This is a genomic window from Streptomyces sp. NBC_01471, from assembly GCF_041438865.1.
In the GTDB taxonomy this organism is placed as follows: Bacteria; Actinomycetota; Actinomycetes; order Streptomycetales; family Streptomycetaceae; genus Streptomyces.
Window position 1 is genome coordinate 753372 of sequence record NZ_CP109450.1, and the last position, 14659, is coordinate 768030.

The 14659-nt window shown below is 71.8% G+C and carries 10 protein-coding genes; 4 read left to right on the forward strand and 6 right to left on the reverse strand.

What is annotated here, in order from left to right; genetic code table 11:
* Positions 1–152 precede the first annotated feature (152 nt).
* Positions 153–1187, forward strand: coding sequence for a LacI family DNA-binding transcriptional regulator (locus OG285_RS03275; protein WP_356834273.1), 1035 nt, complete (start codon positions 153–155; stop codon positions 1185–1187).
* On the opposite strand, the gene OG285_RS03280 is transcribed toward OG285_RS03275, so the two are convergent.
* A complete protein-coding gene (locus OG285_RS03280; protein ID WP_371790102.1) occupies positions 1150–2082 on the reverse strand; it encodes an oxygenase MpaB family protein in 933 nt (310 codons plus the stop codon). The two genes, OG285_RS03275 and OG285_RS03280, sit on opposite strands and share 38 nt — an antisense overlap.
* Positions 2083–2352: 270 nt before the next feature.
* Here OG285_RS03280 and sph point away from each other — a divergent pair, with 270 nt between their 5' ends.
* Together sph and OG285_RS03290 are read left to right on the forward strand one after the other, a co-directional pair.
* Positions 2353–3342: a sphingomyelin phosphodiesterase gene (sph, locus tag OG285_RS03285; protein ID WP_356834277.1), complete on the forward strand. Its 990-nt coding sequence runs from the start codon at positions 2353–2355 to the stop codon at positions 3340–3342.
* Positions 3343–3460: 118 nt separating this feature from the next.
* Entirely contained in the window at positions 3461–4216 is a 756-nt protein-coding gene (locus OG285_RS03290; protein WP_371790103.1) for a MerR family transcriptional regulator, read from the forward strand.
* A 255-nt stretch (positions 4217–4471) separates the two neighbouring features.
* On the opposite strand, the gene OG285_RS03295 is transcribed toward OG285_RS03290, so the two are convergent.
* The 4 genes from OG285_RS03295 to OG285_RS03310 all read right to left on the reverse strand — a co-directional run bounded on the left by OG285_RS03295 (position 4472) and on the right by OG285_RS03310 (position 10303).
* Complete coding sequence (locus tag OG285_RS03295; RefSeq protein ID WP_371790104.1) at positions 4472–6643, reverse strand: 3-hydroxyacyl-CoA dehydrogenase NAD-binding domain-containing protein; 2172 nt, start codon at positions 6641–6643, stop codon at positions 4472–4474.
* Between the two features lie 46 nt (positions 6644–6689).
* Entirely contained in the window at positions 6690–7904 is a 1215-nt protein-coding gene (locus OG285_RS03300; protein ID WP_371790105.1) for an acetyl-CoA C-acetyltransferase, read from the reverse strand.
* 69 nt (positions 7905–7973) lie between these two features.
* Positions 7974–9116 (reverse strand): acyl-CoA dehydrogenase family protein, encoded by a 1143-nt coding sequence (locus tag OG285_RS03305; protein WP_371790106.1) that lies wholly within the window; start codon positions 9114–9116, stop codon positions 7974–7976.
* Complete coding sequence (locus OG285_RS03310; RefSeq protein ID WP_371790107.1) at positions 9113–10303, reverse strand: CaiB/BaiF CoA transferase family protein; 1191 nt, start codon at positions 10301–10303, stop codon at positions 9113–9115. Before OG285_RS03310 ends, OG285_RS03305 begins: the two co-directional genes overlap by 4 nt.
* 131 nt (positions 10304–10434) lie before the next feature.
* Between OG285_RS03310 and OG285_RS03315 the strand changes: the two genes are divergently transcribed.
* Complete coding sequence (locus tag OG285_RS03315) at positions 10435–11673, forward strand: ROK family transcriptional regulator (RefSeq protein WP_356834289.1); 1239 nt, start codon at positions 10435–10437, stop codon at positions 11671–11673.
* Between the two features lie 210 nt (positions 11674–11883).
* Here the strand turns inward: OG285_RS03315 and OG285_RS03320 are convergent, their stop codons facing one another.
* On the reverse strand, positions 11884–14613 hold the full coding sequence (locus OG285_RS03320; RefSeq protein WP_371790108.1) for a beta-N-acetylglucosaminidase domain-containing protein: 2730 nt from the start codon (positions 14611–14613) through the stop codon (positions 11884–11886).
* Positions 14614–14659: the final 46 nt, after the last annotated feature.

The following is a 14659-nucleotide window of genomic DNA, read 5'->3' on the forward strand; positions in this document are numbered from 1 at the left end:
CGCGGGCAGGAAGCCGCGCCGCTCCGGTGACCGGGGCGGCGCGGCTTCCTGCGTACGGCCGCCGGTGGTTACGCTGCTCCGGCACCGCGGTACGAGGCCCTGCGGAGCGAGTGCCCGTACGCCCTGCTGCCGCGCCCGACGAGGAGCATCCGTTGCCCGAACCGACCCACGGCTCCCGGCCGACCCTGGAGGCCGTCGCAGCCCGCGCGGGTGTGTCGCGGGCGACGGCCTCACGCGTCGTGAACGGCGGCGCCGGTGTGCGGCAGCCGCTGGTGGACCGGGTCCAGCAGGCCGTGGAGGAACTCGGCTACGTACCGAACCACGCGGCCAGGACGCTGGTCACCCGGCGCAACGGCGCGGTCGCCGTCATCATCGCGGAGCCGGAGATCCGGATCTTCTCGGACCCCTTCTTCTCCCAGCAGCTGCGCGGCATCAGCCGTGAACTGACCGCCCATGACTCACAGTTGGTGCTGCTGCTGGTGGAGGGGAGGAAGGACTACGACCGGATCGGCCGCTATCTGGCGGGCGGCCACGTGGACGGTGCGCTGGCCTTCTCGCTGCACACCGAGGATCCGCTGCCCGCGGTGATCCACCGGGCCGGGATCCCCACGGTCTTCGGCGGCCGGCCGGTGTGGGCGGGGCCGGAGTCCGGTCTCGCGCTGCCCTATGCCGACTGCGACAACCGGGGCGGCGCCCGCGCGGCCGTCCAGCATCTGGTCTCTCTCGGACGCAGACAGATCGCGCACATCGCGGGCCCGCAGGACCAGACATCGGGGATAGACCGGCTGGACGGCTACCGGGACGTGCTCCTCGATGTCGACCCCGGGCTCACCGTGCAGGGGGCCTTCACGGTGGAGAGCGGCGCCGCGGCGATGTCCGGGCTGCTGGAGCGGCGGCCCGAGGTGGACGCGGTGTTCGCGGCGAACGATCTGATGGCGTCGGGCGCGCTCCAGGTCCTGCGGGAACACGGCAGGCGGGTCCCCGACGATGTGGCGGTGGTGGGGTTCGACGACATGGAGAAGGTCGCCGAGTGCACCGACCCACCGCTGACGACGGTCCGTCAGGACATCGAGGGCATGGGGCGGTTGATGGTGCGGATGCTGGTCGGCGTACTGGACGGGGAGCGCGTCACTCCGCCGGACTCCGTGATCATGCCGACCGACCTGGTGCGCCGGGCCTCCGCGTGACGTCGGACGTACGGCCGGACATCGCAACGCCCTGCACCGCGGCCCGGTGACCGGCCCGTGCCGCACGGGCCAGCGGCAGATAGCGCACCCGCTCGGGAAGCACGGGCACCACGGCCCGGACACACCGGCCGAAACGGCGCAGTGTCCGCTCCTGGGAATCCGACCACTCCAGACCGATCGCCTGGCGCGCCTCGGGCGGCATCAGCCCCACGGTGACGAAGTGCCGGAAGCGGGCCAGCGGCGGCAGCAGCACCGGCCAGAGCATCCGGAGCAGCGGGCGGAGCGGACGCGGCCCGCGGTCCGGGGGCGGCACGGGGCTGCCCGGGTCGGTCAGCTCCCGCACCACCGGGGTCGCCTCGATCTCGTCGGCGAGCATCTTCCGGTAGTACGGCCAGAACTCCTCGACGGTCTGTGGCATGTCCCGGTCGGCGATGCCGAGGATCCGCCCGACCTGGAGCCACTCCGCGTACAACTGCCGTTCCTGTGCGTCGGTGTAGGGACGCCCGAGGTACTTCCGGCCCTGCAGGAAGACCGGGAAACCAGTGGCGTGCACCCAGGAGAAGGTGGCCGGGGCGAGGGCGTGGTACGGGCGGCCACGGGTGTCGGTGCCGCGGATGGTCCGGTGCATACGGCGCAGCCTGCGCCCCTCATCGGCGGCGGCGTCCCCGCCGTACACCCACAGCTGCATCGAGCGCAGGGAGCGCTCACCGCGGCCCCACGGATCGGTACGGAAGACGGAGTACGCGTCGACGCCGGCGCCGACAGCCGGGTGGGCCACCTGCATGGTCAGCGCCGCGGGCAGCGTGAGCAGCACCCGGATGTCACCGACCTCGCTCCACAGCACGCCGCCCGGCGGTGGCGGTGGCGGCCCCGTCCGCGTGGTGCGGCTGCTCATGCCCGGGCTCCCGTCGCTGCTGCCGTCGGCCGTGGCGGGCTCCGGTCCGGTGCCCGCTCTCTCTGTGTTCCAGTATGCGACGGCCGGGTCCGGAGCGGCGCGGGGGCCTGCAAGGACAGCAGGGGCACCGGTGGCGCCCCGGGGCCGGGAAGGACAGGAGCGGCCGCCTCGCCCCGGCCAGGTGGCCGACGCACGGTGGTTACCCCGAAGTAACTCCAGCTGGTTTGATGAGCGGGCCACTCTGTCCCCGCCCCAGGAACGGGAGTTCCAGTGCCGCTTCCCTCGCTCCGCCGCCTCCCCCGCGCAGGTCTCGCCGTCGCCCTCGTGGCCGCCGCGCTGGCCTCGGCCGCCCCGGCCGCCTCGGCGGCGACCGCCGTCTCCGCGCCGCCCCGGCTCAAGGTGCTGACGTACAACACGTTCATGATGAGCAAGAACCTCTACCCCAACTGGGGCCAGGACCACCGCGCCGCAGCCATACCCGCCGCCTCCTTCTTCCAGGGGAACGACGTCGTGGTGCTGGAGGAGGCCTTCGACAACTCCTCGTCCGACGCCCTGAAGCGCAACGCTGCGGCCCAGTACCCGTACCAGACGCCGGTCGTGGGCCGCAGCAAGGACGGCTGGGACGCGACCGGCGGTTCGTACTCGGCGCTCTCCCCGGAGGACGGCGGGGTGACCCTGCTCAGCAAGTGGCCGGTGCTGCGTCAGGAGCAGTTCATCTACAAGAACGCCTGCGGCTCCGACGCCCTCTCCGACAAGGGGTTCCTGTACGCCGTCCTCGATGTGAACGGCACCAGGGTGCACATCGTCGGCACCCACACCCAGTCCGACGACACGGCGTGCGCGGCGGGCGAGGCGGCCGGGGACCGCAGTCTCCAGCTGAAGCAGATCGACGCGTTCCTGGCGGCCAAGAACATTCCCGCGGACGAGGAAGTCATGGTCGCGGGCGACTTCAACATCGACTCGCGCAGCGCCGAGTACACCTCGATGCTGCGGGACGGCGGGCTGGTCGCGGCGGACGCGCGCACCGGGCACCCGTACTCCTTCGACACCCGGGAGAACTCGGTGGCCCGCTACCGCTACCCGGACGACCCGCGCCAGGACCTGGACTACGTACTGCACCGCGCCGGTCACGCCCGACCGTCCGGCTGGCGGAACGAGGTGGTCAAGGAGGAGAGCACGCCCTGGACCGTGAGCAGCTGGGGCACCGACTACACCTACACGAATCTGAGCGACCACTACCCGCTCCTCGCCGGCCGCTGACCTCCCGGCCGGCGGCCCAGGGCTTTCACAAGGCTGGTGGGACAGCAATACTGTTGTACCGGATCAGCCGAGTGACCGACCAGGGATCGGCCCGGTATCCGGGAAACGAGGCACAGACATGGCGACCGGGCCCGACAACACGGCCACGGCCGCGGCCCTAACGGTCGACGAACTGGCCGCGCGCGCCGGGGTGACCGTCCGCACGGTCCGTTTCTACAGCGCGCGCGGCCTGCTCCCCCCGCCGGAGATCGGGCCGCGCCGCGTCGGGCTGTACGGGCCCGCCCACCTGTCCCGGCTCGCACTGGTCGAGGAGCTGCAGCACCACGGGATGACGCTCGCCGCGATCGAGCGCTATCTCCGGCAGCTGCCCGACGATCTGAGCGCGCACGATCTCGCGATCCACCGCGCCGTGGTGGCCTCGTGGTCGCCGGAGGGGGCGGACGACGCGACCCGCGCGGAGCTGGAGCGCCGGGCCGGGCGGCCACTGCCCGAGCCGGACATCGACCGGCTCGCCGCGATGAACGTACTGGAGCGCGTCGAGGGCGAGAGGGACGCCTTCCGGGTCGATCCGGGGCTGCTCGCGCTCGGGGTGCAGCTGCTCGACGTGCCGATCGCCCACGAGACGATCCTGGCCGCGCGCACGGTGGTGCTGGAGCACACCCGGGCCGCGGCAAAGGAGCTGACGCGGCTGTTCCAGGACGAGGTGTGGGGCCCCTACCGGGAGCGCGAGAGCGACCCCGCGGCGGTGGAGGCGATGAAGTCGCTCTCCGCCGACATGCAGCCGATGGTCGTACAGGCCCTGGTGACTGCGTTCCAGCGGTCACTGAAGGAGGAGCTACGGGCCCGCTACGTGGACGGCCCCGCAGCACCCTGACCGGCGGGGCCCGGGCCGACTGGTGCCCCACATCGCGGCGGTCACTGAAGGAGGAGCTACGGGCCCGCTACGTGAACGGCCCCGCAGCACCCTGACCGGCGGGCCCGGGCCGACTGGTGCCCCACATCGCGGCGGTCACTGAAGGAGGAGCTACGGGCCCGCTACGTGAACGGCCCCGCAGCACCCTGACAAGCCCGGCACGGCCCGGCCTCCCGCCGGACCGGGCCCGGTCCGGCGGGAGGCCTGACCCCCGGATCAGCTGTCGCTGAACGTCTCGCCCCGCTCGGCCTTCCCGACCAGCAGCGCGGGCGGCGTGAACCGCTCCCCGTACCGCTCGGCGAGTTCACGGGCGCGCGCGACGAAGCCGGGCAGGCCGCCCTCGTAGCCGTTGATGTACTGGAGCACACCGCCGGTCCAGCCCGGGAAGCCGATGCCGAGGATCGAGCCGATGTTGGCGTCCGCGACCGACGTGAGGACGCCCTCCTCCAGGCAGCGGACACTGTCCAGCGCCTCGGAGAAGAGCATCCGCTCCTTCATGTCGCCGAAGGGGATGTCCGTCCCGGGCTTCGTGAAGTGCTCACGCAGCCCCGGCCAGAGTCCGGCCCGCCTGCCGTCCTCGTACTCGTAGAACCCCGCTCCCCCGCTGCGGCCCGTCCGGCCGAACTCGTCGACCATCCGGTCGATGACCGCGTCCGACGGGTGCCCGGTCCAGGTGCCCCCCGCCTCCTCGGTGGCGCGCTTCGCCTCGTTGCGGATCTTGCGCGGCAGGGTGAGCGTCAGTTCGTCCATCAGCGAGAGCACCTTGGCCGGATAGCCGGCCTGGGCGGCGGCCTGCTCGACCGATGCGGGCTCGACGCCCTCTCCGATCATCGCCACGCCCTCGTTGATGAACTGGCCGATGACCCGGGAGGTGAAGAAGCCGCGGGAGTCGTTGACGACGATCGGGGTCTTGTTGATCCGGCGTACGAGGTCGAAGGCGCGCGCCAGCGCCTCGTCGCCGGTCCGCTCGCCCTTGATGATCTCGACGAGCGGCATCTTGTCCACGGGCGAGAAGAAGTGCAGCCCGATGAAGTCGCTCTGCCGCTCGACTCCCTCGGAGAGCAGGGTGATGGGGAGCGTGGAGGTGTTGGAGCAGAGCAGCGCGTCGGGCTCGATGACGCCCTCGATCTCCTGGAACACCTTGTGCTTGAGCGCCACGTCCTCGAAGACCGCCTCGATCACCGCGTCGCAGCCCGCGAGGTCGGCCGGGTCGCCGGTCGGGGTGATGCGGGCCAGCAGCTCGTCCCGCTGGGCCTCGGTGGTGCGGCCGCGCGAGAGCGCCTTCGCGAGCAGCTTCTCCGAGTACGCCTTGCCCTTCTGAGCGGCCTCCGCCGACACGTCCTTGAGGACGACGTCGATCCCGGCGCGGGCACAGGAGTAGGCGATACCCGCGCCCATCATCCCGGCGCCGAGCACGGCGACCTTGCGGACCTGGCGGGGCTCGATCCCCTGCGGGCGGTTGGCGCCGGAGTTGACTGCCTGGAGGTCGAAGAAGAACGCCTGGATCATGTTCTTGGCGGTCTGTCCGGTGACCAGCTCGGTGAAGTACCGGGCCTCGATGGTCAGCGCCGTCTCGAAGTCGACCTGGGAGCCTTCCACGGCCGCGGCGAGGATGTTGCGCGGCGCGGGATAGGGCGCGCCCTGCAACTGCTTCTTGAGGTTGGCGGGGAAGGCGGGCAGGTTGGCGGCGAACTTCGGGTTCGACGGGGTGCCGCCGGGGATCCTGTACCCCTTGACGTCCCAGGGCTGCTGCGACTCGGGGTGGGCGTCGATGAAGGCGTGCGCCTGGGCCAGCATCTCGTCGGCGGTGTCCGCGACTTCGTGGACGAGGCCGTTCTCCAGGGCGCGCCGCGGGTTGTACCGGGTGCCCTGGAGGAGCACCTTGAGCAGCGCGTCGGCGATGCCCATCAGCCGTACGGTCCGGGTGACGCCGCCTCCGGCGGGCAGCAGGCCGAGGGTGACCTCGGGCAGGCCGATCCTGGAGCCCGGCGCGTCGAGCGCGATGCGGTGGTGGCTGGCGAGGGCGATCTCGTAACCGCCGCCGAGCGCGGAGCCGTTGAGGGCGGCGACGACCGGCTTGCCCAGGGTCTCGATGCGGCGCAGGGACTTCTTGATGGCCGTGCCGGTGTCGAAGGCCTGCTGGGCCTGGTCGGGGCCGACCTTGATCATGTCCTTGAGGTCGCCGCCCGCGAAGAAGGTCTTCTTCGCTGAGGTGTAGATGATGCCGCGGATGGAGTCCTTCTCGGCCTCCGCGCGGTCGGCGACCGCCGCGATCGACTCCTTGAAGGCCTGGTTCATGGTGTTCGCGGACTGGTTGGGGTCGTCGAGGACGAGGGTGACGACGCCGGTCCCGTCCTGTTCCCAGCGGATGGTGGTGTTCTCGCTCATGGTGTGGCTGCTCCGTGAGGGCCGTGGGTCGTGGGAGGGGACGCGGTCAGAGGCGCTCGACGACGGTGGCGACGCCCATGCCGCCGCCGACGCAGAGCGTGGCGAGGCCGTACCGCTGGTCGCGGCGCTCCAGTTCGTCGATGAGGGTGCCGAGGATCATCGCGCCGGTGGCGCCGAGCGGGTGTCCCAGGGCGATGGCTCCGCCGTTGACGTTGATCTTGTCGAGCGGGAGCTCCATGTCGCGGGCGAAGCGCAGGACGACACCGGCGAAGGCTTCGTTGATCTCCACGAGGTCGATGTCGCCGATGGACAGGCCTGCCTTGGCGAGTGCCTTGCGGGTGGCGGGCGCGGGGCCGGTCAGCATGATCGTCGGTTCCGATCCCGAGACCGCCGCGGAGACGATCCGGGCCCGGGGTGTCAGTCCGTACCGTTCGCCGACCTCGCCGGAGCCGATGGCGACCAGCGAGGCGCCGTCGACGATGCCGGACGAGTTGCCCGCGTGGTGGACGTGGTCGATCTTCTCGACCCAGTGGTACTTCTGCAGCGCCACCGCGTCGAAGCCGCCCATCTCGCCGATGGCGGCGAAGGACGGCTTGAGGGCGGCGAGCGAGTCGGCGGTGGTGCCCGGCCGCAGATGCTCGTCGTGGTCGAGGACGACCAGGCCGTTGCGGTCGGTGACGGGGACGACGGAGCGGGCGAACCGGCCGTCCTTCCACGCCTCGGCGGCCCGTTCCTGCGAGCGCGCGGCGTAGGAGTCGACATCGTGCCGGGTGAAGCCCCCGATGGTGGCGATGAGGTCGGCGCCGACGCCCTGGGGCGCGAAACCGGTGTCCCAGTTGGTCATCGGGTCCATCGCCCAGGCCCCGCCGTCGGAGGCCATCGGGACGCGGGACATCGACTCGACCCCGCCCGCCAGGATCAGATCCTCCCAGCCGGAACGGACCTTCGCGGCGGCCAGGTTGACGGCCTCCAGACCGGAGGCGCAGAAGCGGTTCTCCTGGACACCGGCCACGGTGTCGGGGAGCCCGGCCGCGACGGCCGCCGTGCGGGCGATGTCGGAGCCCTGGTCGCCGACCGGGCTGACCACGCCGAGCACGATGTCGTCGATGGCCGCCGGATCGAGACCGGGGAACCTGCGGCGCAGTTCGTGGATCAGCCCGACGACGAGGTCGATCGGCTTGGTGCCGTGCAGGGCACCATTGGCCTTTCCGCGCCCGCGCGGGGTGCGGATCGCGTCGTACACAAACGCTTCGGTACTCAAGACAGCGGCCTTTCGGAATACGGATCGGAATACGGATCGGGATGCGGATCGGGTGAGACGGCGTGGGAGTCAGGCGAGCAGCGAGCGGCCGATGATCTCCTTCATGATCTCGGTGGTGCCTCCGTAGATCGTCTGGATGCGGCCGTCGGTGAACGCCCTGGCGACCGGGTACTCGGTCATGTAGCCGTATCCGCCGTGCAGTTGGAGGCAGCGGTCGGCGACCCGCTTCTGGAGTTCGGTGGCCCACCACTTGGCCATCGAGGCGTGTACGGCGTCGAGTCCGCCCGCCGCGTGGTCGACGATGCAGCGGTCGATGAACGTACGGGTGACCGCGCACTCGGTGGCCATCTCGGCGATCTCGAAACGGATGTGCTGGAGCTTCGACAGCGGGCGGCCGAAGGCCTCGCGCTCCTTGACGTACGCCGTGGTGATCTCAAGGAGGTGTTCGGCGGCGGCGATGCCGGCTACGGCGATGGCCAGGCGCTCCTGGGCGAGGTTGGTCATCAGATGGATGAAGGCCCTGTCGAGCTCGCCGAGCAGGTTCTCCTTGGGCACCCGGACGTCGTGGAAGAACAGCTCCGCGGTGTCCTGGGACTTCTGGCCGATCTTGTCCAGGTTGCGGCCGCGCTCGAACCCGGCGGTCCCGCGCTCGACGGCCAGCAGGGACAGACCCTTCGCACCGCCCTCGGGTGAGGTCCTGGCGACCACGATCACCAGGTCGGCGAGGATCCCGTTGGAGATGAACGTCTTGGAGCCGTTGAGAATCCAGTGGTCCCCGCGGTCCTCGGCGGTCGTCCGGATGCCCTGGAGGTCCGACCCGGCGCCCGGCTCGGTCATCGCGATCGCCGTGATGATCCGCCCGTTGCAGAAGCCGGGCAGCCAGCGCCGGCGCTGCTCCTCGGTGGCCAGGGCGGTGAGATACGGCCCGACGATGTCGTTGTGCAGCCCGAGTGCGAGTCCGGGCGCCCCCGCGCGGGTGAACTCCTCGGCGAGCACGGCGCTGTAGCGGAAATCCGGGTTCCCGCCACCGCCGTACTCCTCGGGGACCGCGAACCCCAGGAGCCCCTGGCGGCCGGCCGCCAGCCAGGCGTCCCGTGAGACGATCCCGTCCCTCTCCCACTGCTCGTAGTACGGGAGAACCTCCTTGCTGAGGAAGGTGCGGACGGTCTGCCGGAACGCGTCGTGCTCCGCGGTGAAGATCTGGCGTTTCACCGGTCTCCCCCTGCCGCGCTGCCGTTCGCTTCCCGGTCCGGTCCCGCCGTGCCCGGCGGGCCGGCCGCCCCGGCGAGACCGGGCAGGTCCCAGTCCCGGGCGACTTCGGCCGTGTCCGCACCCGGGCGGGCGGGCCCGAGCCGTACGGAGCCGGGCGTGGTGGAGAAGCGCGGCGCGGGCGCGGGCTGGACGATCCCGCTGTGCTCGGTGAACGTCCCACGGGCCGCGAGATGCGGATGGTCCGGTGCCTCACGCAGGGAGAGTACCGGCGCGACACACGCGTCGGATCCCTCGAAGACCGCCGTCCACTCCGCCCGGGTCCGGGTCAGGAAACGGGCGGCGATCGTCTCGCGCAGCCCACCCCAGCGTGCGACGTCCTTGCGCGCCGGGGCTTCGGCCGCGATGCCGAGCAGCTGCACGAACTCGTCGTAGAACTGCGGCTCCAGGGCGCCCACGGCCATGTACTCGCCGTCCGACGTCGCGTAGCTGCCGTAGAAGGGACAGCCCCCGTCGAGCAGATTCGCCCCGCGCCTGTCCTGCCAGCCGCCGGCCGCGAGCATGCCGTGGATCATGGTGGCGAGGTGCGTGGCACCGTCCACGATGGCGGCGTCGACCACCTGCCCCGCTCCCCCTTCGGTGCGCGCGTGCTGGAGCGCGGCGAGGATGCCGATGACCAGATAGAGCGAGCCGCCCGCGTAGTCACCGACCAGGTTCGCGGGGACGGTGGGCGGCTCACCGGGGCTGCCGATCATCCCCAGGGTGCCGGTGACGGCGATGTACGCGATGTCGTGCCCGGCGCGTCCGGCGAGCGGCCCTTCCTGCCCCCACCCGGTCATCCGTCCGTACACGAGCTTCGGATTGCGGGCGTGGCACTCCTGCGGGCCGACGCCGAGACGCTCCGCGACGCCCGGCCGGTTCCCCTCGATCAGGATGTCGGCGCGCTCCACGAGGCCGAGGACGCGGGCGGGCCCGTCGTCGGCCTTGAGGTCGATGAGCACCGAGCGTTTGTTGCGGTTCGTGAGGTCGTACTCCGGGTCGACCGCGAGCCCGGTGCCGCCCGGCCGGTCGACCCGTACGACGTCGGCGCCGAGGTCCGCGAGGACCATCGCGGCGAAGGGGCCGGGCCCGATCCCCGCCAGCTCGACCACCCGGACTCCCGCCAGCGGACCGTTCCCTGCCTCTGCCATCACGCCCCCAGGACTGTGACACAACTGATGTGACATCGATGATGTTAAGAACGTGTTCCACTCCGCACAAGCCTTTTGGCTGAGCATGCGCTTAGGAAGGAGGTATCGGGTCGCATAGGCTCGGCGGCGATATGACCAACAACCTCACGCCGCTCGGCCCCAAGGCCGACAAGGACACCGTACGGCGGCACAATCTCAGTCTGGTGCTGCGCGCCGTACGGGAGCAGGGCGAGGCCACCCGGGCCGGTGTCGCCGCACGGGTGGGGCTGACGCGGGCGGCCGTCTCGTCGCTGGTCGAGCAGCTCCTGGAGAGCGGCTTCCTGACGGAGTCGGGCAAGACGTTCAGCGGGCAGGCCGGGCGGCCGGGCACGGTGCTCAAGCCCGCCCGCACGGGGCCCGCCGGTGTCGGCGTCGAGATCAACGTCGACTACGTGTCGGTCTGTGTGGTGGACCTGGCGGGCACCGGCCGCGTACGCCTGACCGAGCACCTCGACAACCGGGGCACGCCGCCGGCCGGCGTACTGGCCCGCGCCGCCCGGATCACGGCGCGGGCGCTGGCGTCGGCCCGCGAGCAGGAACTGCGGCCCGTCGGCGTCCAGCTGGCGCTGCCCGGTCTGGTCTCCGGGGGGACCGTGCGGCAGGCGCCCAACCTCGGCTGGAACCGGGTGGCGGCCGAGGCGGTCTTCGCCCAGGCGCTCTCGGCGCTGCACCCGGACCACCGCCCGCTGCCGGTCAGTTCGGAGAACGAGGCCAATCTGGCCGCGCTGGCCGAGCTGTGGTTCGGCGGGCTCGGGGCGATCCGCAGCTTCCTCTATCTGACCGGTGAGACGGGCGTGGGCGGCGCACTGGTGCTCGACGGTGAACTGCTGCGCGGTGCGCACGGGTTCGCCGGTGAGATCGGCCATGTGGTGGTGGACCCGGCCGGTCCGGAGTGCCGGTGCGGCTCGCGCGGCTGCCTGGAGCAGTACGCGGGCCAGTCGGCGCTGATGTGGGCCGCCGGGATCGACGAGGGCGCGGGAGCGTCCGGGGTGGCGGAGCTGGAGCGGCGGGCGCACTCCGGTGACGAGCGCACGGTGGCCGCCATCGCGGAGGCCGGGGTGATGCTGGGCCGGGTGCTCTCTGGGGCGGTGAACCTCTTCGACCCGGACGCGGTGGTGCTCGGCGGGATCTTCCGCGGCCTGATGCCCTGGCTGTCGCCGGGCGCCGACCGGGAGCTGACCGGCCGGGTGGTCTCCGGACTCTGGCCGCGCGGCAGCGGCAGGCTGCGCGCCTCTTCGGTGTCGGGGGACGCCGCGCGCGGTGCGGCGGCGCTGATCGTCCAGGAGGTGCTGGCCGATCCGGTCGCGTACACGGAGCAGCGGGCGGGCTGAGGGGTACTGGCTCCGGGGCGCCGGGGCCGGCAGCGGGCGGTGAAGGGTACTGGTTCCGGGTGCCGGGGCGTGGTTCGCGCCGCCGTCCGGGTACTCCGATGTCCGCGTACGCCGCTGTCCGGGTACGCGTACCCAGCCGTCCGGGTACGCCGTGGGGGCCCGGCGGTTCGTGGCCGCCCGGCCCCCACGCCTTGCGCGGTGTTCCCGCGGCTACCGCACGGCCACCTCGTTGATCTGCGGCGCCGCCGAGCCCTTGGCCCACAGCAGGCGGACCGCGTCGGCGGTGACCGCACGCGTCGTGAGGCGCGTGTACGGACCGGCCGTCGCGCCGAGTGTCTGCCAGCGGCCGCCGGTGCGGATCTGCACGGCCGCCTTGACGCCCTTCGCCCCGCCGGGCGCCAGCACGGTCACGGTGTGCACCGTCCTGGCCTGCGGCAGGGCTACGTCGAGGGACTCACCGGCGGCGGGTGCGCGGGACGCCCGGTAGACGCTCTCCGCGTTGCCGTCCGCGGCCGAGGCCTGGTTGCTTCCCTCCGCGGCGGGCGGGTTGCCGGTCACGTCCGGTGCGTCCGCACCGCCGACGTGGAACTCCCGTACCACCACCCAGTTCGTCTGGTCGGCGGTCGCCCGGGCCCGCACGTACCGCGCGGTGGTGCCCGCCGGGGCCTTCGCCGTGACCGTCGGCAGGTCCTTGAACGAGCCGAGCTCGTGCCAGGTGCTGTTGTCCGAGGAGTACTCCAGGACGCCCTGGTGGAGGTAGTCGGATTCACTGCCGGACTTGCCCATGGTGACGGTGACATCGCTGAGGGGACGCTGGGCACCGAGGTCCACGCCGACCCAGTCGCCCTTGGCCGCCGCCGCACTGCTCCAGAAGTAGGTGGAGTCGTCGCCGTCGGTCATCCGGGCCGGGGCGTTGCCCGAGTAGACGCCCAGATCACTCTGGCCCGCAGGCTGCGGCGGAAGCCCGATGAGCCGGCCCTCCTCGGTGAGCGCGCGCGTCACGAACGCGTCCAGCACACCGTCCCCGACGACCACCGGGATCCTGCCGCCGTTCATGTCGGTGTAGACCGGCGCCTTGGCCTTCGCGACCAGACCGGCCAGCTGCTGCCGCTCCTGCCAGGCGGCCGCGCCGTGTCCGGCCTTCGCGTCGTCCAGCATCCGCAGCGCGGCGAGTGTCGCCGTGCCCCACGCCTGCGCGGAGTCGAGCCACGGCCCGGCGTCGGTGACGAAGCCCCGGTCGGGCAGTTCGGCACGCAGCACACCGGGGGCGTCGTGCAGCTCGCGCAGGGAGGCCGCGAGGGTGCGGGACGACGCCCTGCCGTCCCAGTAGCGGGAGATGACCGCGGACAGCTCGGGGGCCTCCTGCTTGTTCAGCGCCGAGCTGTAGTTGACGTCACTGAAGGCCCGCAGAGCCCGCTCCACGCGCGGGCTGCCGCCCGCGAGTTCGTGCACGGCCTGCCGGTAGGAGCGGTCGGGATCGTACGCCGCGTCGTTCCACGTGTAGTCGGCGACGGTGTACAGCGCGAGCTTCGAGGCGTACGGCTGGATCATCGGGTTGGCCGTGATCCCCGCGAGCTGTTCGGCGAGCCCCTTCTCCCGTCCGTTGAACGGGCCGAGCAGCAGCCGGTCGGTCACGTAGTCGTTGACCGGGTAGTTGTCCCAGGTCAGGATCTGATGGCCGAACACCGTACGGGCGGACTTCGCCTGGGCGACCGTCATGGTCGGTGCGACGACGCCGACACCGGTCCACTCGACCAGGACGTCCTTGTCGAGCTGTCCGGCGATGGCGGTCTTGTACGGGGACGGGGTGACGTCGTAGTACTCGGTCGGCACCATTTCCAGCGGCTGCGCGCCCTCATGGGTCTTGATGAACTCCTTGTTGACCCGGTTGAGCAGATACGCCTGCGCGGCGCCGGCCGCGCCGCCGCCGGTGCCGAACTTCGCCTGGTCGGCGTCACAGTTCCAGTGGGTGTAACTGATGTCGTCCAGCGGAATGGCGAACTGCCGCACTCCGATGTCCCAGATGGTCTGGAGCTTGTCGACCAGCGCCTTGAGGTCGGCATCGGAGCTGTAGCACGCGCTCAGCCCGGGTGAGAGCGCGTAGGTGAACTGCACGTGGTTGGCGCGTGCCCGGTCCACCAGCTCCTTGATCTGGGCCAGTTGGTCCGGCGGGTACGCGTCACGCCACTTGTCCCGGAGGTAGGCGTCGTCCTTCGGCGAGTAGACGTAGATGTTCATCTTGTGCGCGCCGTAGAAGTCCAGCTGGTCCAGGCGCGCGGCCTGCGACCACGGAGTGCCGTAGAAGCCCTCGATGGTGCCGCGTACCGGCGTGGCCGGCCAGTCGCGCACCTTCAGACCGCGCACGGAAGCACCGGGGCCGCTGCGGTGCGGAAGCACCTGGCGCAGTGACTGGGCGGCGTAGTACGTCCCGGTCGCGTCGGTCCCGGAGAGCACGATCCGGCCCGCGCCGTCGCCGTGGGCCCGGCCCGCGGCGAGTACGTAGCCCTCGGCGGCGAGGCCCTGGGGGCCCTGCACGCCGAGTGCGGTGAGGGCGGTGGCGGACGCCGGGTTCTCGCCGGGGCCGCCGACGTAGACCGCGAGCCGGTCACGGCCGGTGCTCTTCGGCCCGACGGTCAGGTGGGTGGCTCCGGCGGTCCTGAGGGACTTCTCGACCAGGGAGAGCGCGGCGGCGTCGGTCGTGCTGCCGGTGACGATGTCGACGGACGGAGTGATGCGGACGCTGTCCGGGCGGGCGGACTCGGACTGGGGTGCGGGGGTGATGACGGGGGCGGCGGGCTCCGGGGCCGCGCTCGCGGTCCCGGCGGTGACCGCGCTGAGCGAGGCCGCCGAGAGGGCCAGCGCGAGACCGGCCACGAGGGGTCTGAGCAGGGGCCCGGAGAGCGGGCTGAGACGCGGTCCGGCCGGCTTTTTGCGGAACATCAACGATCCTCCACGGTTCGGCACCGACCCCTGGACGGGGCTGTGG

What these genes read in the sequence shown, in the direction of transcription:
- OG285_RS03295 (WP_371790104.1), bottom strand. Translation starts at nt 6,643, where the DNA reads ATGAGCGAGAACACCACCATCCGCTGGGAACAGGACGGGACCGGCGTC.
- OG285_RS03280 (WP_371790102.1), bottom strand. Translation starts at nt 2,082, where the DNA reads ATGAGCAGCCGCACCACGCGGACGGGGCCGCCACCGCCACCGCCGGGC.
- OG285_RS03320 (WP_371790108.1), bottom strand. Translation starts at nt 14,613, where the DNA reads ATGTTCCGCAAAAAGCCGGCCGGACCGCGTCTCAGCCCGCTCTCCGGG.
- OG285_RS03310 (WP_371790107.1), bottom strand. Translation starts at nt 10,303, where the DNA reads ATGGCAGAGGCAGGGAACGGTCCGCTGGCGGGAGTCCGGGTGGTCGAG.
- OG285_RS03315 (WP_356834289.1), top strand. Translation starts at nt 10,435, where the DNA reads ATGACCAACAACCTCACGCCGCTCGGCCCCAAGGCCGACAAGGACACC.
- OG285_RS03290 (WP_371790103.1), top strand. Translation starts at nt 3,461, where the DNA reads ATGGCGACCGGGCCCGACAACACGGCCACGGCCGCGGCCCTAACGGTC.